The following is a 20307-nucleotide window of genomic DNA, read 5'->3' as shown; positions in this document are numbered from 1 at the left end:
TAAAGCTTTTCATATAATTTAGCTATGTGTTTAAACATTAAAAATACTTTTAAGCTCTTTTGATAGCATTTTACATCCAAGTTCTTCAAAATATTTGTCTAGTTCTTGGTGATCAAGTTTAGCTATTTGCCATATCAAAGAATCCAAATGTATCATGTTTATGTTGGGTACATTTTTCAAGATCTCTTCAAAAAAAGTTATTATTTTATTATCATCAACGTTTTCTAAGCCTATTCTTGTTGCAAAATGCTTTATCCTTGAATCCACAGGTATAGGTATACCGTCAAAGTCAAAATCTTTGCAACCTTTCATAATAAGCCCTACACCTAAGCACTTCATTGCAAAAGCTATGGTTTTTCTCTCTTTTTTAGACTCCATCGTAAAAGCCAACTCTTCCCATATATCTTTGAAATATCTTTTAAAATAATGGGTATTTTCTTGTTTCCACATTGTTTTTGCAAGGTTTGAATCAAAAAAGTTGTTCACTCTTTTAAGCTTTCCTTTGTAAGATCTTTCTTTTTCATAAAAGCTTAAAAAAGTATTTCTAAGAGCTTCATAATCTTTCTTGTTTTCATTTAGCAACAAGATATTTTTTAATATTGGAAAATACTTTTCTTGAGCTTTTCCCTTTAGCTGATAAGCGTTTAAACCGCTCATAACCATTATGATTGCAAAAGCCCCAAAATGATAAAAAGGCATAAGATCTTTAAAGTAAAGATACTCTGGTTCTTTTGATATTATTTTATCCCAAGCTTTTGGTGGTATTTTTTTTAAAATTTCTTCAAGTTTTTTTCTTTTCATTATCTTGAATCATATGAAGCATATTTTTTGCTGCCTCTTGTTCCGCGTTCTTTTTACTGTTGCCTTTTCCTGTAGTTCTTAGATCTTTAAATAGACATTCAACTGTAAAGGTTTTCCTATGCTCTGGACCTTCTACGCTTATGACGTTGTATATAGGTCTTTCTTTCCACTTTTTTTGAGTTATCTCCTGTAAAGCTGTTTTGTAGTCCTGCTTTAAGCTATTTGAGTTTACTATCTCAAGTATTTGGCTTTTAAAATGATGCTCAAACAAACTTTTTGTGAGCTTACAATCGTATCCACTGTCTATGTATATGGCAGCCCAAAAAGCTTCAAACACATCGCAGAGAATAGAAGGGTTTTTGTTAGAACCCTTTAGCTCTTCACCCTTACTTATAAGTATATACTTTTCAAAGTTTAGAGATTTGGCGAGACTAGCTAAAAACTCTTCGCTTATTAAAAAAGATTTCAATTGAGATAGCTCACCTTCCTTTTTATTTGGAAAAGCCTCCACCAATATATTTACTGTCATAAAGTTAACGAGAGCGTCCCCTAAAAATTCTAATACTTCGTAGTTTTCTGAGCTTTTGGAAAAAGATATATGTGTAAAAGCTTTTTTTACTAAATTTTTATCCCTAAATCTATAACCTATTTTTTCTTCTAAAAGCTCAAAACTATCCATTTAATTGTGTTTTTAATCAACTTTGCTAAGTATTATGCAGGCGTTTGTGCCTCCAAAACCAAAGGAGTTGGATAAAACGTTTCTTACATCGTACTGTATAGCTTTGTTTGGTACATAATCCAAATCACATTCAGGATCCGGATTTTCGAGGTTTATAGTGGGTGGTATCGTGCCGGTTTCAATGGTTTTAACAGATGCTACTGCTTCTACAGCCGATGCAGCTCCCAATAGATGCCCAATCATGGATTTGTTGGAGCTTATCTTTAGCTTATAAGCATGATCTTTGAAAACTTTCTTTATCGCCAAGGTTTCTATTTTATCGTTTAGAGGTGTAGAAGTGCCGTGTGCATTTATATAATCTATATCTTCTGGGTTTAAAGAGGCATCTTCTAAAGCCAATCTCATACACATAGCGGCACCTTCTCCATCTGAACAAGGTGCTGTCACGTGGAAAGCATCGTCTGTGGCAGCGTACCCTTTTATCTCAGCATATATCTTAGCGCCTCTTTTTTTAGCGTGTTCGTACTCCTCTAATATCAATATCCCAGCTCCTTCTCCCATTACAAAGCCGTCTCTATCTTTATCAAAAGGCCTTGAAGCTTTTTGAGGTTCATCGTTTCTAGTGGACAGGGCTTTTAACGAAGCAAAACCAGCTATACCGAGTGGGGTTATGGCACTTTCTGTACCGCCAGCTATCATAATATCTGCATCGCCTCTTTGTATAATCCTGAAAGCATCTCCTATAGAATGATTACCAGTGGCACAAGCAGATACTACGCAGTAGTTTGGCCCTCTAAATCCATATTTTATGGCTATGACTCCAGATGCCATATTTGCTATACCGTAAGGTATGAAGAAGGGAGAAACCCTTCTTGCACCCTTTTCGTTTAAAATATCGTGTTGTTCTTCTATATCTTTTAATCCACCTATACCTGTACCTACTATTACACCAACTCTATCTTTATTTATGTTGGCATTTTCAAGATCGGCATCTTTCATGGCTTCCATTGCGGCTGCGTAGGCAAATTTTATAAAATCAGAAAATTTTTGGGCATCTTTTTTATCGAAATAATCTTCTGGGTTGAAGTTTTTTACTTCGGCAGCTATTTTAACTGTCAAACCATATTTGTCTGGATCAAAAGAAGAGATGGTATCTATGCCGCTTTTACCAGCCACAAGGTTTTGCCAAAAATCATTTACGTTGTTTCCTATAGGTGATACAACACCTATACCTGTTATAACCACTCTTCTCATTTTAACTTTTCATTTAGATAGTTTATAACATCACCAACAGTCTTTATCTTTTCAGCGTCTTCGTCTGGTATTTCTATGTTAAACTCTTCTTCAAAGCTCATAATAAGCTCTACAACGTCAAGGGAATCAGCGCCTAAGTCTTCTACAAATTTTGCGTCTGGAGTAAGTTTATCAACTTCTACTCCAAGCTGATCAGCTATTATTTCTTTGATTCTTTGTTCTCTGTCCATAAAATGCCTCCTTTAAAAATATTTAATTTTACAACATACCACCGTTTACGTTGATTACCTCACCTGTTATGTAAGATGCTTTTTCAGAAGCTAAGAACAACACAGCATTTGCAACATCTTCTGGTGAGCCAAACCTTCCCAAAGGAATTTGCTTTTTATAAGCTTCTTTTATATCCTCTGGCAAGCCTTGAGTCATGGGAGTATCTATAAAACCAGGAGCTACTGCATTTACCGTAATACCCCTAGAACCAACCTCTTTTGCTAAAGACTTTGTAAAACCTATGAGAGCTGCTTTTGTGGCGGAATAGTTTGTCTGACCTGCGTTACCCATTATGCCCACCACTGATGATATGTTTATTACACGACCCCAGCGCTTTTTAATCATTTGCTTAACAATGGGCTGTGTTATATAAAATATAGATGTAAAGTTTACTTTTATCACATCTTCCCATTCTTCTTTTTTCATCCTTATAAAAAGATTGTCTTTAGTTATGCCTGCATTGTTTACAAGTATATCCACTGTTGTTGTTTGTTCTATTTCTTTTACGGTATCTTCTATAGAATTTATATCTAACAAATTTAGCTCAAAAGCGTAAGTTTTGACGTTGTATCTTTCTTTTATCTCGTTTGCCGCTGATTCTGCATCGCTTTTGATAGGGGCTGTTATTATAATGTCTGCTCCATTTTCTGCAAGCTTTTGAGCAATGGCTTTTCCAATGCCTCTGTTAGAGCCTGTTATCAAAGCAGTTTTACCGGCCAATTCCATATCTTAATATTATATCAAAAATATAAAATTTTTTCATTAGTTGAAATATTAATAGTTCTATATAATAGATTTAATGAGGATTAAAGATATAGCATCACCAGAGGATTTTGCAAATATAGCTTGGTTGTGTGCTCTTGGGGCTAGAGTTTGCTATACAAAGAAAACTTTGGAAGAGCTTTTACAAGAGTCTAAAATAACAAATAAACAAGAAACAAAAGAATTTCTTTTAAGACTTTGCTCTTACAAGCATTTCTCCGTGTTTTCTCATGCTTTTACATATAAAAAGTTAGAAAAAGAAAAGGCTATCTATCTGGCGGCAAAGTATTTTAAAACCTACTGGAACGAAGAAACACCAGATATAATAGGTTTTAGTTTAAGGCACTATTTAGAAGATTTAACAGAAGAAGAAAGAGATAAAGCTATCGAAGAAATATTAACACTAAATAAAGACTCTATGATTCCTAATATAGTTGATTCGAACGACAATGTAACTCTTGTTTATATATCAAGAGAATATTATGGATATGCGGTATTTTATCTTGAGAATATATCAAGGGTAATGACTCATCAGCTAGTAAGACACACTTTTTTGAATTTCTCTCAGCGTTCTCAAAGGTATGTGTTGCAGTTTCCAAAAAAGAAAGATGTCCCAAGGCAAGATATGATGATAATCCCACCTACCATTAAGAATAACCAGCAAGCTTTGGATATCTTTCTAAAAGCTACAAAACAATCTGAAGAGGCTTACATAGACCTTGTAAATATGGGAATACCAGCAGAAGATGCAAGGTTTATCTTACCTCATGGTCAAAAAACAAACATAGTTGTATCTGGCACAATACCCCATCTAATGGATTTTATAAGTAAAAGGATAGAAAAAGGCGCTCAGTGGGAGATAAGAGATACCGCTATTAAGATGAAGGAGCTACTTGATCGTGGCAGACTTGTTGATCGTGGTAGACTCGTGGAAAGAAATTGACATATGTCTCAAAACGTATTATATTTATCGTGATATATTATATTTATTATGATATTAAGTTATAGGAGGAAAAGTTTATGAAAAATGGACAAAGGCTAGAAAGGTGGTTTAATAAGGGTTTCTCAATTATTGAGTTTCTCTTGGTTTTAACGGCCTTCGTAATTTTCTTAGGAGCTGCCTTTATAGGCTATAGGACATTAAAAGCCAACGGCAATGAAACTCAGATAGCCAACAGGTTTAAGCTATTTGCCACAGGACTCAAGAACTATGCACATGACTTTTACAATGCGTATCCTTACGTTAAATGTGCAAGCCCAAACGATTGGACAACAGGTACAGCACCAACCAACAACGTAGCTTCATGTGCAGCTTTAGAGCAGTATATTGGCAGTTTTGTGGAAATAGGACCAACCGCATCGAACATATGGACTTACACTGCGTATACTGGACCAGTTGGAGCTGGAACACCAGCTACTGCCAACAACGGTGCAAATTCTAACGTTTCTGTAACCCAAGGCTATTACACATTCACAACTGCTCCTATAGACAACGCTTATGTTCAATCTATACTTAATCAAGCTAATGCTTACGGATTAAATTGTGCAACAGTTCCTGCATCTGGTGTTACTGGTTCTTCTGTTATCTCTTGCACATCTCAACCAGTACTTGTATCTGGTTCTAACACTGTAAATTATTTCTAATCAAAGCTTATGGCCGTGGTTTCCCGGCAGTTTACCACAAATTTGTTTTTTTAAAATATAAGCATGCCATCTCCGTATGAGTAAAATCTATATTTGTGTTTTACAGCCTCTTTGTAGGCTTTTAGTATGAACTCTCTACCATTTAGGTTTTTTGTATTACAAAAAGCACTAACAAGTATAAGAAGTGATGATTTTGGAAGATGAAAGTTTGTAATAAGACCATCTAGGACTTTAAATTTAAATCCAGGTTTTATATAAAGATCTGTAAAACCAAAATATGGTTTATCTATAGCGGTTTCTAATGCCCTTGTAACTGTAGTGCCAACCGCTATTACCCTTTTACCCATTTCTTTTGTCTTTTTAATATTTTTTATGAGAGATTCTGAGACCTCTATATACTCTTCATCTACTTTGTGCTCTTCTATGTTTTGTACGGTTACTGGTTTAAAAGTTCCGTAGGATACATGAAGTGTGACAAAATCTATATTTACTTTTTTCTTTAGTTTTTCTAAAAGCTCTTTTGAAAAATGCAAAGATGCCGTTGGGGCTGCTACAGAAAACTCTTTTTTTGCAAATACCGTTTGATAAAACTCTTTATCTATTGGTTCTTCATCTCTTCCTAAATATGGTGGTATTGGTATCTTGCCGTATTTGTTTATGGCCTCAATTTGATTTTGGTTTTTAGCTTTTAAAAGCACCAAAAACTTTGATTTTTCTATTTGAGAATGTATAATTGCTTCAAAATCATCAGATATTTCTATCACGAGCCCTGGTTTTATATTTTTGCCCCCCACAAGAGCTTCCCATTTTTCATTTTCTAAGTGTCTTAAAAGAAGTATTTCTACATTTGAGTTTTCTATCCCCTTTTTCTTTCCTAAAAGTCTTGCCGGAAGGACTTTTGTGTCGTTGAATATCAATAAATCCCCTTCTTCCAAAAACTCATCTATATGCCAAAACGTTGAATGAGTTATATTGGAGCTTTTTCTATCTAAAACCATCAGCTTAGCGCTATGTCTTGGGTTTACTGGGTATTTGGCAATGAGCTCTTCTGGTAAATCGTAATCAAAAAGTGATATATCCATTGTAAATTTCCAACAAATCTGTGGTATCGTCTATAATCTCAATCCTTCCTTTGTATATTTTTGAAAAATCGCTATGAAAATCAAGACTTATGCCCTTTCCTATAAATTTATAACCTCTAAATATAAGCATCTTATCCCACATATTTTCTTCTAAAAATCTTGATATCGTATAAGCTCCACCTTCTACAAAAATGTGCATTATATCTATCTCGTATAGAGCTTTTAATATGGATTTTATATCAAAACTTTCTAATTCTAAAAGCCTAACACCAAGAGATTTAAGGTATTCTTTCTTTTTTTCATCTGCTTTTGTGGAAACTATAATAATAATTTTTTCGTATCCTTTTTTAAACATGTTTGCATCGTAGGGAACATCTAAGTTTGGGTCTATGACAACGCTGTAGGGCTGATATTCATTCCCTTCAAGCCTTACGGTAAGTTCTGGATTATCGTTTAAGATGGTGTTTATACCTACTAATATTGCGCTTGAATGCTTTCTATATATATGAGATATTTTCCTTGCTTTTTCTGAGCTAATCCATTTGCTTTCTTTGTTTTCTTTAGCAAGTTTTCCATCCAAAGACATAGCGCATTTTAGGGTTACAAAAGGTCTTTTTCTTGTTATATAAACAAAAAAATCTTCATTTAACTTATCACATTCTTCTTTTAATATACCTACTTCTACTTCAATACCAGAAGATTTTAGCCATTCTATGCCTTTTCCAGAGACTTTTGGATTTGGATCCACTGAGCCTATAACAACTTTTTTTATACCACTTGAGATTATAGCAGGACAGCATGGGGGTGTTTTACCATGAAATGAGCAAGGCTCTAAAGTTACATACATCGTAGCCCCTTTTACATCTTCTTGGGCATTTTTTAAAGCTACGATCTCAGCGTGATCAGTGCCTGCTTTTTTATGAGCTCCTATTGATAAAATCTTGCCATCTTTTACTATAAGTGCTCCTACGGCAGGATTTGGATGGGTTTGTCCCTTGTATTTGTAAGCTTCCTCTAAGGCAAGTTTCATATAATAAATATCTTTATCCATTTTTTAAAAGATCTTCTACAATCATATCTTTTATTCTATCCATAGCATCTTCTAAAGCTTGTCTTTTTGGCAAATCTCCTTCCCCACCGGTAGGCAAAGCGTAATAAGAGCTTTGAAAGTAAGTATATTTTTTGTTACCTATATCAAGCTCTATGCTTAAGTTTAAAATATAGTTGTTTGCCCTTTGATATATAGAATATCCTATTGGCATATCAGATAAATTGGTGACTTTTAAGAAAACGGTTTTATGGCTTTTAGAGTTACAATCTAAAGGTTTTTTTGCTTCTATAAAAGCATCTTCCACAGACTTTATCACATACTCTTTTATATAAGGATCTTCTATAAAAGCTCCTTCTTTTTCTTTTATACAAAAACTTTGAGCGTAGGATATAACTATAAAACAAAGATATAAAGGAATTATAAGTTTCTTCATATAAAATAATATGATATCATAAAAAATATTTTATGCTATAATATTAATAACCTTGCAACGGGACAGGGTGAACCCCGCCAGGTCCGGAAGGAAGCAACGGTAAGCCTGCCGTCTCGGGTGCAAGGTTTTTTATGAAAGTAATAGCGCTTGTAAGCTCTGGTTTTGATAGTGTCTCGCTTTTAAACTATTATATAAATAAAAACTATGAAATATATCCAATATATGTAAAAAGCGGATTTAAATGGGAAGAGGAAGAGCTAAAACATCTAAAAGATATAATAGATCATATATCTAAAAGCTATAAACTCATAAAACCTTTAAAACTAAGCCATGCTCCTAATGATTTTTTTGAGGACTTCAACAAAAGAGCATTTATAAATGATGAAGACGTAGAGATTCCTTTTAGAAACCTAGATCTTTTGATAAGTGCTTTAAAATATGCTTACGCTGTTGATGCAAACCTTATAGCCATAGGTATCATGGGTCTTGTGGCTTTTAAAGATAATTCTTATAATTTCATAAAAACCATAAACGATCTATTTTCTATGTATGGAGATTACAAGGTAGAGACGCCTTTTTTGGGTATGTCTAAAAAAGATGTATTCGATAGATACTTCATAAAAGAACTGTTTGATAAAGCCTTTTGCTGTATGAATCCAATAGACGGTAAAGAATGCGGTGTTTGTTCAAAGTGCAAGGAAAAAGAAAGTTTGATTTTATAAATCTTACATATTGCTTTTAAGACAAAAACAAATTATAATAATATAGTGGATAGAAAGAGAGAGATTTTAAAACTAATAAAAGAAGGCGAGCAAAATACCAAAAAGTTGGCGGAGAGATTTGGCGTTTCTTTGATGAGCATATATAGAGATTTAAAGGAGCTTGAGAAAGAAGGCCTAATCGTAAGAAAGTATGGAAAGTTAGAAGTAGCAACTAGAAACATCAAAGAATCTCAAGAAAAGCAAAAAGATACATGTGCTTTTTGTAATAAAGAAAATGACGATAGATTGAGGTTTACATTCCATTTAGAAAACGGCAAACAGATACACACTTGCTGTCCTCACTGCGGGCTTCTTTTATACAAAAGCATATTGGATCCCATAGATGCAATAACCACCAAAGACTTTATAACCTGCAACCTTTTAAGCGGTACTTCTGCTTACTATGTGCTAGGTTCCGCAGCAGTGTCTTGTTGTTCTCCTTCTGCTTTGGCTTTTGCAAGAAAAGAAGATGCTATTATGTTTAAAACAGGATTTGGAGGGGAAGTTTTTGAATTTGAAGAAGCTACAAAGGTGATATGGGATCTTATGAAATACGGCAGTATTCTTAAAATCGGAAAACTTAATAAATAGGAGTTTAAAATATGGCAGGACACAGTCATTGGGCACAAATTAAGCATAAAAAAGCTAAAGTTGATGCGCAAAAAGGAAAACTGTTTGGTAAGCTTATAAGAGAAATAACAGTAGCTACAAAGTTAGGCGGGCCAGATCCAAACGCAAATCCAAGGCTTAGAATGGCTATAGAAGCTGCAAGAAAAGTAAGTATGCCCATGGATACCATAGAAAAAGCTATAAAAAGAGGCTCTGGTAACGATAAAGAAGGAGCTTTGGAAGAAATAGTTTACGAAGGATATGGTCCTGGCGGTACCGCTATAATGGTAGTAGTGGCGACTGACAATAGGAATAAAGCTACATCGGAAGTAAGACACGCTTTTTCAAAACATGGCGGAAACCTAGGCTCTTCTGGATGCGTGTCTTACTTGTTTGAGCAAAAAGGTGTAATAGAGATTCCAAAAGAATCCACAGACGAAGAAAAGCTTATGGAAGCTGCTTTAGAAGCAGGAGCTGATGACGTAGAAACCACTGAAGATATGTTTATAGTATACACAAACCCTAAAGATGTATACACTGTAAAAGATATTTTAGCCAGCAAGGGATTTGCTATAGAAAGCGCTAAAACAAGCCTTATTCCTACAACAACTGTAGAGATAAAAGATATAGATACCGCTAAAAAGCTTCTAAACTTACTAGAGCACCTTGATGAGCTTGATGAAGTCCAAGAAGTTATATCAAACTTTGAGATAGACAAAGATATATTAGCAGCTTTAGGTTAATGATATAATAAAAGCATGAAACTATCGATAGTAGGCACTGGATACGTAGGTTTGGTTACAGGTACTTGCTTTGCTGAAATGGGCAATGAAGTTTACTGTGTAGATATAGACAAAGAGAAAATAGAAAAGTTAAAACAAGGGATTATACCCATTTATGAACCAGGTTTAGAAGAACTTGTAAAAAGAAACACATCTCAAGGAAGGCTATTTTTTACCACAGACATAAAATATGCTGTTGAAAATACAGATATTATCTTTATAGCTGTTGGTACACCAATGGGAGAAGATGGTAGCGCAGATTTAAAACATGTGTTAAGCGTAGCAAGAGACATAGGAAAATACATGAATAGGCATAAGTATGTTATAAACAAATCCACGGTACCCGTTGGCACAGCTATAAAAGTTAGAGAAGTTATCCAAGAAGAGTTAGACAAGCGTGGTGTAAATATAAGCTTTGACGTTATATCAAACCCAGAGTTTTTAAAAGAAGGGGCAGCAATAGAAGATTTTATGAAACCAGATAGAGTAGTAGTAGGGGCAGATTCAAAAGAGGCAATAGAGCTAATGAAAGAGCTTTATGCACCTTTTACCAGAAATCATGAAAGGTTTATAGCTATGGATGTGAAATCTGCAGAAATGACAAAATACGCCGCCAACGCAATGCTCGCTACGAAAATAAGCTTTATGAACGAAATAGCAAACATATGCGAACGAGTAGGGGCAGATGTAAACAAAGTGAGAATTGGCATAGGCTCAGACCCCAGAATAGGATATCATTTTATATATCCAGGGTGTGGATATGGAGGTAGCTGTTTTCCTAAGGATGTAAACGCTCTTATAAAAATAGCAGAAGACGTAGGCTACGAACCTAAGATACTAAAAGCTGTAGAAGATGTAAACGCAAGACAGAAAAAAGTACTAGTAGAAAAAGCAGTAAAACGCTTTGGAGAAGATTTAAAAGATAAAACCTTTGCAGTATGGGGTCTTAGTTTTAAACCAGAAACTGACGATATGAGAGAGGCAAGTTCTATAGTAATAATAAACGAATTAACCAAAAGAGGAGCAAAAATACAAGCTTACGACCCGGTAGCAATGGATCAAGCAAAAAACTTTTATTTAAAAGACAATCCAAATGTATCTTATTTTAAGAGTAAGTACGATGCTCTTAACAACGCCGATGCTTTGTTTCTTATAACAGAATGGAAAGAGTTTAGAAGCCCAGATTTTGAAGAGATGAAAAAAAGGCTTAAAAATCCAATCATATTTGATGGTAGAAATCAATACAACAAAGAAAAGATGCAAAGCTTAGGTTTTGAGTATTATCAAATAGGTGCTTAAGGAGGTTTTTTATGCTTTTAAAAGCCAAAGACAAAGAAATATACGATGCTATAGTAGGAGAGTTAAATAGACAGAACTCTTACCTTGAGATGATAGCATCGGAAAATTTTACATCTCTTGAAATTATGGAAGCTCAAGGGTCTGTGCTTACAAACAAATACGCAGAAGGATTACCTCATAAACGTTATTACGGTGGTTGTGAGTATGTAGATATAGTAGAGGATCTTGCAATCCAAAGGGCTAAAGAGCTTTTTAAAGCAGAACACGCCAACGTTCAGCCTCATTCTGGTTCTCAAGCTAACATGGCAGTTTATATGGCAGTGTTAAAACCAGGGGATACAATACTAGGTATGAGCTTAGCCCATGGAGGACATTTAACGCACGGTGCTACAGTAAACTTTTCTGGCAAGATATATAACGCAGTTTATTATGGTGTTAGGGAAAGCGATTATCTTATAGATTACGATCAAATGTATAAACTTGCTAAAGAGCATAAACCAAAAATGATAATAGGTGGAGCCTCCGCTTACCCAAGGGTGATAGATTGGGCTAAGATGAGAGAAATAGCTGATTCTGTAGGGGCATACTTGATGGTAGATATGGCCCATTACTCTGGTTTGATAGCTGGTGGTGTGTATCCTAGTCCAGTGGAAGTGTCTCATTTTGTAACTTCTACCACTCATAAAACACTCAGAGGACCAAGGAGCGGATTTATCTTATCAAAACAAGAATTTGCAAAAGATATAGACAAAAGCGTATTTCCAGGTACTCAAGGTGGACCTTTGATGCATGTTATAGCGGCAAAGGCTGTTTGTTTCAAGGAGGCCATGAGCAACGAGTTTAAACAATACGCTGCCCAAGTAGTGGAAAATGCAAGGGTTTTGGCAGAGGAACTTTTGAAAGAAGGAATAAATGTATTAACAGGTGGGACAGATTCCCACATGGTGCTTGTGGATCTTAGAAACATAGGCCTTACTGGAAAAGAAGCAGAGAATAGACTTGGAGAAGCTGGTATTACAGTTAATAAAAACGCTGTACCCTTTGATCCATTGCCACCTACAAAAACAAGCGGTATTAGAATAGGAACACCGGCTCTTACCACCAGAGGTATGAAAGAAGATCAAATGAGGATTATAGCAAAGATAATAGCTAAGGTGCTAAAAGATTACTCAGAAGATACACTGCAAAAAGCAAGAGAGCAAGTAAAAGAGCTTTGTGAAGCATTTCCCCTTTACAAAGAGCTAAAAGATGAAATTTGTGTTTGAAGGGCATGAGTACGAGCTATCTGATTTAGAGCTAAAAATTCTAAAATACCACAAAATAATGGGGCCAGATTACTCAAAGCTCATCTCCCATAGATTTCATATAAGTTTACAAGAGGCTTTTGATATACATAAAAAACTTCTTTCTATGGGGCTGCTACAAAAAGTGACAGCCCCCATTATAAACTACCATTCAAAAGATAAGAGGTTAAAATCTCTAAAACATAGAAACCACACCTACTACGATTTATCAAGAACTGGCAAACTCTTACTAAGAGAGTATGAAAGACAAATAAAAGAAATAGAGTTAGAACTAGAGTTTCCTTATAAAAGATAATTGATTTTATTTGGTAATTTTATAAAAGCTATCAAAAGCAATATATAAGAAATATAGACTATAAGTATACCCACAAAGAAGATTACCAGCGTAGAACCAAAAAACATCAAATTTCCAACAGTTTCAAAAAGCTTATGGTTTGTGGCTTTTGAAAGCTCATAAAAAGCCTTTTTATAATTGTAAGATATAAACATGCCAACCAGATAAACCCCTACAAAAATCATCAGGCTAACCAAAAAGAAAAACGTCCCTTCGTTAAAACCTGTTTTATAAACTTTTGATAAAACAAATCCAAAACCAAACATAATCTCAAAGATGAGTACTGCAAAACTAAGTATTATACTTGGCACAAAAGCTTGTAAGAATTTACTAAATAACTTGTTATTGTTAAAAACCTTGCTAAATCTATTGAAAGCCATCAAAATCAAAGACATCCCAGCAAAAAAAGCAAACACACCCAAAAAAGGTATAAAAAAAAGACAAAGAAACAAACTACCCATTATACCAAGCCTTTTAGCAGAGGAAATATCTATCTCTTTAGTCATAGTACTCATAACGATTGCTCTAAATTTTCAATAACTTTTACAAGATGCTCAGGCACTTCCATCACAGAAAGCCTTGGCATCTTAACCAAATAAAAATCTTTAAAAGCATCTATGGATTTTATCTCTGAAAGACTTATCTTTCTTTTTAATCTTCTTACTGGTACTATATCAAAAACAAACAAACCAGAAGGATCTTGATAAGCTGAAGATACTATCTTTGCCAAACCTACAATGGCTTTTTCATCACCTGTATGATATATATAAGCCATATCTTCTGGTTTTGCGCTTTTAATAAACTTTTGAGCCAAAGGGTTTTTAACCCCGTCCCAAACGGTTTTACCTTCTTTTTCAAGCATATCGTAAGAATAAGAGCTTGGTTCTGTTTTTAAAAGAAAATATTTCATAGGCTCTCCGTAATAGCTTTTATAGACTCATACAAAACATCTAAAACCTTGTCCATCTCTTCAAAGCCTATAGAAAGTGGCATCACAAGTATCATATTGTTTCCAAGAGGTCTTAAAAATACTCCTTTTTTCTTAGCGTAATTTGCCACTTTAAAGCCTATTCGTTCTTTTATTTCATAGGGCTCTTTCTTGTCTTTGGCTAGTTCAATGGCAGCCATAAATCCAAGCTGTCTTGTTTCTTTAACGTGTTTTAAAGATTCAAACTCTTTTAAACGCTTTTCAAGATAGTCTATTTTTTCTTTTAAAAGCTCCAATACGTTTTCTTCTTCAAAAATCTCTATATTCTTAAGAGCCACTGCACATGCTAAATTGTTGCCAGTGTATGTATGTCCATGGAAAAAGTGCTTTAGTTCTTCGTACTCACCTAAAAAAGCTTCGTATATTTCTTTTGTGGTAAGTGTGGCTGCCAAAGGCATATAACCACCGGTTATACCCTTACCAAGTGCCATAAAATCTGGGCATATGCCTTCTTGTTCTACATAAAACATACTACCGGTCCTACCAAAACCAGTGGCCACTTCATCGGCTATAAAAAGAACACCGTAATGCTTAGCTATTTCATAAACGCTTTTCATAAAACCCTTAGGATATACCAAGAATCCAGAGGCTGCTTGCATACCAGATTCCATAACTATAGCTGATGTTTTATCATGTATATCCTTTAAAAGCTTTTCAAGCATATCAAGAAGTTCTTGAACACTATGGGTTCTTGTAAAATAATATGGAGATGGGAGCTTGTAGGTTTTAAAAAGTAAAGGTTTATAAGTGTCATGAAACAAAGAAACACTGCCAACGCTTACACTTCCTATGGTATCACCGTGATAAGCCCCTTCAAAACTTATAAAATAAGGCCTTTCTTGGCCTAGGTTTTTAAAATAATGATAACTAAGTTTTATAGCTATTTCCATAGCTTCAGCGCCGTCTTCAGAGTAAAAAACCCTTTCAAGGCAAGAAGGTGTTATGTCTACTAGTTTTTTTGCCAGCATAATAGCCGGTACATTGGAGTTTCCAAGGGTTGTAGTGTGAGCTACTTTGTTGAGTTGGTTTATAAGGGCTTGGTTTAATTTTGGATGATTGTGCCCGTGGATATTGCACCACAAAGAGGATATAGCATCTATATATTTGTTTCCATAAATATCGTATAGATAAACCCCTTCTCCTCTTTCAAATATAATACCTCCTTCTTCTTCATAAACTTTCATTTGGGTAAATGGATGCCAAAAATACGTTCTGTCTGTTGATTCTAAAAACATTAAAGATTCAATCTTCATGGGGTTTTGCCATCTTCTCCGGTCTTACGTATTTATCAAACTCCTCTTCTGTAAGTATACCAAGCTCTACCGCCGCTTGTTTTAACGATATATCTTTTTCATAGGCAGTTTTGGCTATTTTTGCAGCGTTATCATAACCAATGTAAGGATTAAGCGCTGTCACAAGCATAAGAGACTCTTGCACATAAGAGTTTATTTTCTTTAGGTTTGGTTTTATACCCTTTACCATGTGATCGGCAAAGGATCTCATAGCATCTGAAAGAAGTTTCGCAGAGTTTAAAAAGTTAAATATAATAACTGGATTAAACACGTTTAGTTCAAAGTTTCCCTGAGAATCGGCAAAGCCTATAACTGTATCGTTTCCCATCACCTGCACACAAACCATCGTCATAGCTTCTGACTGGGTTGGGTTCACTTTTCCTGGCATTATTGAAGAACCAGGTTCGTTGGCTGGGAGTATAAGCTCTCCTATGCCAGCCCTTGGACCAGAGCCAAGCCATCTTATATCGTTTGCTATTTTCATCAAAGCCGCCGCTAAAGATTTCATAGCACCGCTTGCCATCACAAAAGGATCGTGAGAGCTCAAAAATGCAAACTTGTTTCTAGACAGTTTAAAATCTATACCGGTAAGCTCTGATAAAACTTCTACCATTCTTTTATCAAAACCTTTTGGAGCGTTTAGACCAGTGCCTACTGCTGTAGCACCTATACCTATTTCTTTTAACTCTGGTAGCACCAACTTTATACGCTCAAGGGCTGTGTCTAACTGATGCACATACCCCCCAAATTCTTGTCCAAGGGTCATTGGTACAGCATCTTGAAGATGAGTCCTTCCTATTTTTACAATATCCTTAAATTCTTCGGCTTTTTCCTTTAAGGCATCTCTTAGATATTGTATAGATGGTATAAGCTTATCTTGAAGGATTTGAACTGCAGATATATGCATAGCGGTTGGGAATGTATCGTTGGAAGACTGAGACATATTAACATGATCGTTTGGATGTATTGGGTCTTTGGAGCCTAAGGGTTTACCCGCTAGCTCAGCCGCTCTATTTGCTATTACCTCATTTACATTCATATTGCTTTGGGTTCCAGAACCCGTTTGCCATACTTTTAAAGGAAAATGTTCATCTAGTTTGCCTTCTAATATCTCATCTGCTACTTTTATAATAAGATCTTTTCTATAATCATCTAGTTTTCCAAGTTCGTTGTTTACAATAGCTGCTGCTTTTTTTATAAGTGCTAAAGCTCTAATTACCTCTATAGGCATTATATCGTTTGAAATGTTAAAATACATTAAAGATCTTTGAGTTTGAGCTCCCCAGTACTTATCGGCTGGGACTTTTACTTCACCCATGGTGTCTTTTTCAATCCTATACTCCATACTACGCTCCTTAAGGTTTTTTAATATTATATATCAAAAGCCATATACAAAGTATTTTTCATATAAACTGATACGTATCATATTGCATAAAAGATGATAATGTGATATAATGAAAATTCTAAGCGAGCGTAGCTCAATGGTAGAGCACCACGTTGCCAACGTGGTTGTTGCGGGTTCGAGTCCCGTCGCTCGCTCCATTTAATATGAAAAAATATATACTGACAGCTTTTGGAAAAGATAAACCTGGGATTGTAGCCTCTATTACAGAGATTTTGTACAAGATGGGTGCCAACATAGAAGACTCATCTATGAGCAGATTATCTGGTCAGTTTGTTATTATGCTTCTTTTTACTTCTAAAAACCCCATACAAAAAGAAGATTTTAACCTAGAGGATATAGAAGTAGACATAAAACCAGTAGAAGACAAAGAACCCCAAGAAGAGTCAAATTGCAACGCTATTATATCCATATATGGAGCGGATAAAGCCGGCATAGTTTACAGCGTTTCAAAGCTTTTAGCATCAAAAAATATAAACATAACCGATCTTAGGACTCACAAGGTGAAAGATATATATATAATGCTTATGGAAGTAGAGCTTAAAGACGTTAGTTTATCATCTTTAGAAAAAGCTTTAAAGGATTTGTCAAAAGAGCTAAACGTAGATATATCTTTGCAGGAGGTTTGCAAAGAGGTCCTTTGATATACGAAATCCTTGTTTATCCAAATCCTTTACTCAAAGAAAAGTCAAAAGATGTTAATAAAGTAGACGACAATATTATTAAACATATAGAAAACCTTAAAGAAACTATGTATTCAAAAGATTTTTGTACCGGCATAGCCTCTTCTCAAGTGGGTGTGTTGCAAAATATAATAGTAATGGATGCTTCTCGCTTTAGAAAACCACCAAAAAACCACCATGGCCTTATCACACTTATCAACCCTGTCATAATAAAAGCTGAAGACAGCATAATTTTTAGAGAAGGATGTCTTAGTATACCCGAATACACCGCCAACATCCAAAGGTATAAATACGTATCAGTAAAAGCCTTAGACGAAAAAGAAAATGAAATAATACTAGATTTAGAAGGTCCAGAAGCGGTTTTATTTCAACATGAGTTAGACCATTTAAACGGTATATTGTTTCTTGATAGACTCACCTCTTTAGATAATTTATTTAAAAGAAAAACCTAAGTAGTATATTCAGCGTTTATTTTAATATATTCATATCCAAGATCAGAAAATCTATAGCTAAAATGTTCTTTACCCTCTTTTAAATCTAAAACAATCTCTATATCTTGGGATTCTCTCATTTTTTGGCTTAGTTTTTCTTTATTAAAATGAATCGGTGCCCTATCGTATACTTTTACACCCATTATATGTAAACTAACTTTTAACGGGTCTATAGGAAAGATGGTAGAACCGGCGGCAGCCAATATACGACCCCAATTTGGGTCAGCTCCAAACATTGCAGTTTTTACAAGGTTAGAAGTGGCTATGGCATTTGCTATAACTTTTGCTTTTGTCTTAATGCTAGCGTGTTTAACTTCTATAGTTATTATCTTTGTGGCTCCTTCTCCATCTTTTACTATCATATCAGAGACTTCTTTGCAAACTTTATATACACAGTTGTATACATCATCAGAATAATCTAAGTCTCCGTAAGATATAACACCAAAAGAATCGTTGGTGCTTTGACACCCATCTACATCTATAGAGTTAAAGGTTTTCTCTAAAATATCATCAAAATGTTTTCTTGGCATAAGTTTTGAGTTTGTAAAACAAAAAGCAAGCATAGTAGCCATATTAGGATGAATCATACCCGCTCCTTTACCAAAGCAAAAAGCTTCATAGTTGTCTTTTTTGCAAAAAGCGTACTTTGGAAATCTATCGGTGGTGGATATTGCCTTAGCAGCCATTTCAAGGTCTAAAACCTCTAAATGATTTACAGCATATTCTATACCTTCTAATACATTTATTATAGGAAGGGGCTTTCCTATGATGCCCGTAGAAAATACAAGCACTTCTTCTTTTGGTATATCAAAAAGCTCTGCTACTTTTTCTCCCATCATCTTTGCATGTTCATAACCCTCTATACCAGTACCGCAATTGGCATTTCCACTGTTTATAACCATAGCGCTTACCCTGTTACCAGAAGCCTCAAGCATGTTCTTAGAATATATCACAGGAGCTGCTGCAAAATGATTTGTAGTAAATACAAAGTGAGCTTCACAAGCAAAGGGAAGTTTTATCACAAGCAAATCTTCTTTACCAGATTCTTTTATACCAGCTTTTGCAATACCCATTAAAACGTTGTTCATAATCTATACCTCTTTCTTTTGATGCTCTTTTAATATTATATTTAAAGGTGCATAGTTTATATTTAGTTTTTCTCTTATTTTTTTTTCAAAAAACCTAAGATAATCCTCTCTCCAAAAATCTTTGTTGTTGGTATGAAGCACGATGGTTGGTGGCTTTGGCGAAAACACTGTATAATAAACTTTTATAGGTTTTGTAGAGTTTTGCGGATACTCTTCTAAAATTTTTTCTACAGTTCTATTTACATAGGAAGTCTTGATAGGTCTTGAATATTCTTCGTAAATATCTATAGCTTTTTGCAATATAGAAAAAACATTTATACCTTCTTTTGCAGATACGTAAACTCTTGGAGCAAAATAAACAAACTCCAACTTTTTATCTACGTGTTTTTTAAGAGCCTCGATGTCTTTTATCAAATCTATTTTATTTAATACCACTATAAGCCCCTTACCTTTTCTATTCACAAGACTGGCAAGCCTCATGTCTTGCCTTGAAACTCCTTCTGTGGCATCTATCACAAGAGCACAAACATCTGATTTTTCTATAGCTTCTAAACTTCTATTTACCGCAAAAAACTCTATCCCATAATCTATATTTGAAGGCCTTCTTATACCAGCAGTATCCACCAAGATAAAATCTTTACCTTCATAACTAAATTCTACATCAACAGCGTCTCTTGTAGTACCTGCTATGTTTGAAACTATTACTCTATCTTGCTTTAAAATAGAATTTAGCAAAGAAGATTTTCCGCTGTTTGGCTTTCCAATAAAGCTTAGTTTTATAAAATCAGCCTTTTCTTCTATCTCTTCCATTGATGGTAAATCTTTTGTTATCTCTTCTAAAAGCTCAAAAACACCAGTACCATGAGTGGCTGAAATCTCAAATACGTTGTCAAACCCAAGCTCGTAAAACTCTGAAGCGCTGGCTTTTTTACTATCTGTTTTGTTTACCGCCACATAAACTTTTTCTTTGTAAGGGTAAAGAAGCTTAGCAATATCTTTATCTTCTGGTATAAGCCCAGCTTTGCCATCTACTACAAATATTATCTTATAAGCTTCTTTGTAAAGTTTAAGCACTTTATCCCTTATAGCTTGAGATATTTCTTCTTTAGAATCTGTCAAACCACCGGTATCCACCAGCTTAAAAACCTTATCTTGAAAAACAGCTTTAGACTCTATCACATCTCTTGTGATCCCTGGTATATTTTCTACTATCGATATCCTTTTTTTGGAAATCTTGTTAAATAGTGTAGACTTACCGACGTTTGCTCTTCCGGTTATAACGATTTTCTCCATTTATT

The 20307-nt window shown here is 34.8% G+C and carries 24 protein-coding genes, 1 tRNA gene and 1 other RNA gene; 12 read left to right on the top strand and 14 right to left on the bottom strand.

The genetic code is table 11. From position 1 onward, the window contains the following. Positions 1-30 precede the first annotated feature (30 nt). The 5 genes from HYD3684_RS02515 to fabG are packed head-to-tail and all read right to left on the bottom strand — an operon-like array spanning position 31 to position 3730. Positions 31-801 (bottom strand): N-glycosylase/DNA lyase, encoded by a 771-nt coding sequence (locus HYD3684_RS02515; protein ID WP_015419121.1) that lies wholly within the window; start codon positions 799-801, stop codon positions 31-33. Next, positions 782-1480, bottom strand: a complete 699-nt coding sequence (gene rnc / locus HYD3684_RS02510; RefSeq protein WP_015419120.1) for a ribonuclease III — start codon at positions 1478-1480, stop codon at positions 782-784. Before rnc ends, HYD3684_RS02515 begins: the two co-directional genes overlap by 20 nt. Before the next feature lie 12 nt (positions 1481-1492). Further along, positions 1493-2734 carry a beta-ketoacyl-ACP synthase II gene (gene fabF, locus HYD3684_RS02505; RefSeq protein ID WP_015419119.1) on the bottom strand — a complete coding sequence of 414 codons (1242 nt, stop codon included), beginning with the start codon at positions 2732-2734 and terminating at the stop codon, positions 1493-1495. Continuing rightward, entirely contained in the window at positions 2731-2964 is a 234-nt protein-coding gene (acpP, locus tag HYD3684_RS02500; protein WP_012513553.1) for an acyl carrier protein, read from the bottom strand. Before acpP ends, fabF begins: the two co-directional genes overlap by 4 nt. A 28-nt stretch (positions 2965-2992) precedes the next feature. Then, on the bottom strand, positions 2993-3730 hold the full coding sequence (gene fabG / locus HYD3684_RS02495; RefSeq protein ID WP_015419118.1) for a 3-oxoacyl-[acyl-carrier-protein] reductase: 738 nt from the start codon (positions 3728-3730) through the stop codon (positions 2993-2995). A gap of 73 nt (positions 3731-3803) precedes the next feature. Here fabG and thyX point away from each other — a divergent pair, with 73 nt between their 5' ends. Together thyX and HYD3684_RS02485 are read left to right on the top strand one after the other, a co-directional pair. After that, the gene (thyX, locus tag HYD3684_RS02490; RefSeq protein WP_015419117.1) at positions 3804-4709 is read left to right on the top strand and encodes an FAD-dependent thymidylate synthase; all 906 of its coding nucleotides are present in this window, start codon (positions 3804-3806) and stop codon (positions 4707-4709) included. Between the two features lie 77 nt (positions 4710-4786). After that, the gene (locus HYD3684_RS02485; RefSeq protein WP_015419116.1) at positions 4787-5410 is read left to right on the top strand and encodes a hypothetical protein; all 624 of its coding nucleotides are present in this window, start codon (positions 4787-4789) and stop codon (positions 5408-5410) included. Between the two features lie 50 nt (positions 5411-5460). Here the strand turns inward: HYD3684_RS02485 and queA are convergent, their stop codons facing one another. Genes queA through HYD3684_RS02470 form a run of 3 tightly spaced genes read right to left on the bottom strand, consistent with a single transcriptional unit; the run spans position 5461 to position 7976 of the window. Next, the gene (queA, locus tag HYD3684_RS02480; RefSeq protein ID WP_015419115.1) at positions 5461-6492 is read right to left on the bottom strand and encodes a tRNA preQ1(34) S-adenosylmethionine ribosyltransferase-isomerase QueA; all 1032 of its coding nucleotides are present in this window, start codon (positions 6490-6492) and stop codon (positions 5461-5463) included. After that, complete coding sequence (ribD, locus tag HYD3684_RS02475; RefSeq protein ID WP_015419114.1) at positions 6473-7543, bottom strand: bifunctional diaminohydroxyphosphoribosylaminopyrimidine deaminase/5-amino-6-(5-phosphoribosylamino)uracil reductase RibD; 1071 nt, start codon at positions 7541-7543, stop codon at positions 6473-6475. The genes queA and ribD overlap by 20 nt, the downstream gene beginning before the upstream one ends. Then, positions 7536-7976, bottom strand: a complete 441-nt coding sequence (locus tag HYD3684_RS02470) for a hypothetical protein (RefSeq protein WP_015419113.1) — start codon at positions 7974-7976, stop codon at positions 7536-7538. The genes ribD and HYD3684_RS02470 overlap by 8 nt, the downstream gene beginning before the upstream one ends. A 41-nt stretch (positions 7977-8017) precedes the next feature. Here HYD3684_RS02470 and ffs point away from each other — a divergent pair. From ffs to HYD3684_RS02440, 7 genes are all read left to right on the top strand, one after another. After that, an RNA gene (gene ffs, locus HYD3684_RS08260) (signal recognition particle sRNA small type) lies at positions 8018-8114 on the top strand. Further along, entirely contained in the window at positions 8108-8698 is a 591-nt protein-coding gene (locus HYD3684_RS02465; RefSeq protein ID WP_015419112.1) for a 7-cyano-7-deazaguanine synthase, read from the top strand. Before ffs ends, HYD3684_RS02465 begins: the two co-directional genes overlap by 7 nt. A gap of 45 nt (positions 8699-8743) precedes the next feature. Continuing rightward, positions 8744-9328, top strand: coding sequence for a DeoR family transcriptional regulator (locus tag HYD3684_RS02460; protein ID WP_015419111.1), 585 nt, complete (start codon positions 8744-8746; stop codon positions 9326-9328). A gap of 11 nt (positions 9329-9339) precedes the next feature. Next, entirely contained in the window at positions 9340-10089 is a 750-nt protein-coding gene (locus tag HYD3684_RS02455) for a YebC/PmpR family DNA-binding transcriptional regulator (RefSeq protein WP_015419110.1), read from the top strand. Positions 10090-10104: 15 nt separating this feature from the next. Further along, positions 10105-11427 (top strand): UDP-glucose/GDP-mannose dehydrogenase family protein, encoded by a 1323-nt coding sequence (locus HYD3684_RS02450; protein WP_015419109.1) that lies wholly within the window; start codon positions 10105-10107, stop codon positions 11425-11427. A gap of 11 nt (positions 11428-11438) precedes the next feature. Continuing rightward, the gene (gene glyA / locus HYD3684_RS02445; protein ID WP_015419108.1) at positions 11439-12692 is read left to right on the top strand and encodes a serine hydroxymethyltransferase; all 1254 of its coding nucleotides are present in this window, start codon (positions 11439-11441) and stop codon (positions 12690-12692) included. Then, positions 12676-13026 carry a DUF2250 domain-containing protein gene (locus tag HYD3684_RS02440; protein ID WP_015419107.1) on the top strand — a complete coding sequence of 117 codons (351 nt, stop codon included), beginning with the start codon at positions 12676-12678 and terminating at the stop codon, positions 13024-13026. The genes glyA and HYD3684_RS02440 overlap by 17 nt, the downstream gene beginning before the upstream one ends. Here the strand turns inward: HYD3684_RS02440 and HYD3684_RS02435 are convergent. Genes HYD3684_RS02435 through fumC form a run of 4 tightly spaced genes read right to left on the bottom strand, consistent with a single transcriptional unit; the run spans position 13014 to position 16690 of the window. Continuing rightward, positions 13014-13580: a DUF996 domain-containing protein gene (locus tag HYD3684_RS02435; RefSeq protein WP_015419106.1), complete on the bottom strand. Its 567-nt coding sequence runs from the start codon at positions 13578-13580 to the stop codon at positions 13014-13016. The two genes, HYD3684_RS02440 and HYD3684_RS02435, sit on opposite strands and share 13 nt — an antisense overlap. Continuing rightward, positions 13577-13975 carry an EVE domain-containing protein gene (locus HYD3684_RS02430; protein WP_015419105.1) on the bottom strand — a complete coding sequence of 133 codons (399 nt, stop codon included), beginning with the start codon at positions 13973-13975 and terminating at the stop codon, positions 13577-13579. The genes HYD3684_RS02435 and HYD3684_RS02430 overlap by 4 nt, the downstream gene beginning before the upstream one ends. Beyond that, positions 13972-15306 (bottom strand): adenosylmethionine--8-amino-7-oxononanoate transaminase, encoded by a 1335-nt coding sequence (bioA, locus tag HYD3684_RS02425; RefSeq protein ID WP_015419104.1) that lies wholly within the window; start codon positions 15304-15306, stop codon positions 13972-13974. The genes HYD3684_RS02430 and bioA overlap by 4 nt, the downstream gene beginning before the upstream one ends. Further along, positions 15296-16690 carry a class II fumarate hydratase gene (gene fumC, locus HYD3684_RS02420; RefSeq protein ID WP_015419103.1) on the bottom strand — a complete coding sequence of 465 codons (1395 nt, stop codon included), beginning with the start codon at positions 16688-16690 and terminating at the stop codon, positions 15296-15298. Before fumC ends, bioA begins: the two co-directional genes overlap by 11 nt. A 122-nt stretch (positions 16691-16812) precedes the next feature. Here fumC and HYD3684_RS02415 point away from each other — a divergent pair. From HYD3684_RS02415 to def, 3 genes are all read left to right on the top strand, one after another. Beyond that, positions 16813-16887: transfer RNA gene (locus HYD3684_RS02415), tRNA-Gly, on the top strand. 6 nt (positions 16888-16893) lie between these two features. Next, complete coding sequence (locus HYD3684_RS02410) at positions 16894-17391, top strand: ACT domain-containing protein (protein ID WP_015419102.1); 498 nt, start codon at positions 16894-16896, stop codon at positions 17389-17391. Further along, positions 17388-17882: a peptide deformylase gene (def, locus tag HYD3684_RS02405; RefSeq protein ID WP_015419101.1), complete on the top strand. Its 495-nt coding sequence runs from the start codon at positions 17388-17390 to the stop codon at positions 17880-17882. Before HYD3684_RS02410 ends, def begins: the two co-directional genes overlap by 4 nt. On the opposite strand, the gene argJ is transcribed toward def, so the two are convergent. Beyond that, complete coding sequence (argJ, locus tag HYD3684_RS02400; protein WP_015419100.1) at positions 17879-19009, bottom strand: bifunctional glutamate N-acetyltransferase/amino-acid acetyltransferase ArgJ; 1131 nt, start codon at positions 19007-19009, stop codon at positions 17879-17881. The genes def and argJ overlap by 4 nt on opposite strands. 3 nt (positions 19010-19012) lie before the next feature. Then, on the bottom strand, positions 19013-20302 hold the full coding sequence (der, locus tag HYD3684_RS02395) for a ribosome biogenesis GTPase Der (protein WP_041112949.1): 1290 nt from the start codon (positions 20300-20302) through the stop codon (positions 19013-19015). Positions 20303-20307: the final 5 nt, after the last annotated feature.

This window comes from Hydrogenobaculum sp. 3684 (genome assembly GCF_000213785.1).
Classification (GTDB): domain Bacteria; phylum Aquificota; class Aquificia; order Aquificales; family Aquificaceae; genus Hydrogenobaculum.
This window is presented reverse-complemented; position numbering and strand designations above follow the sequence as displayed.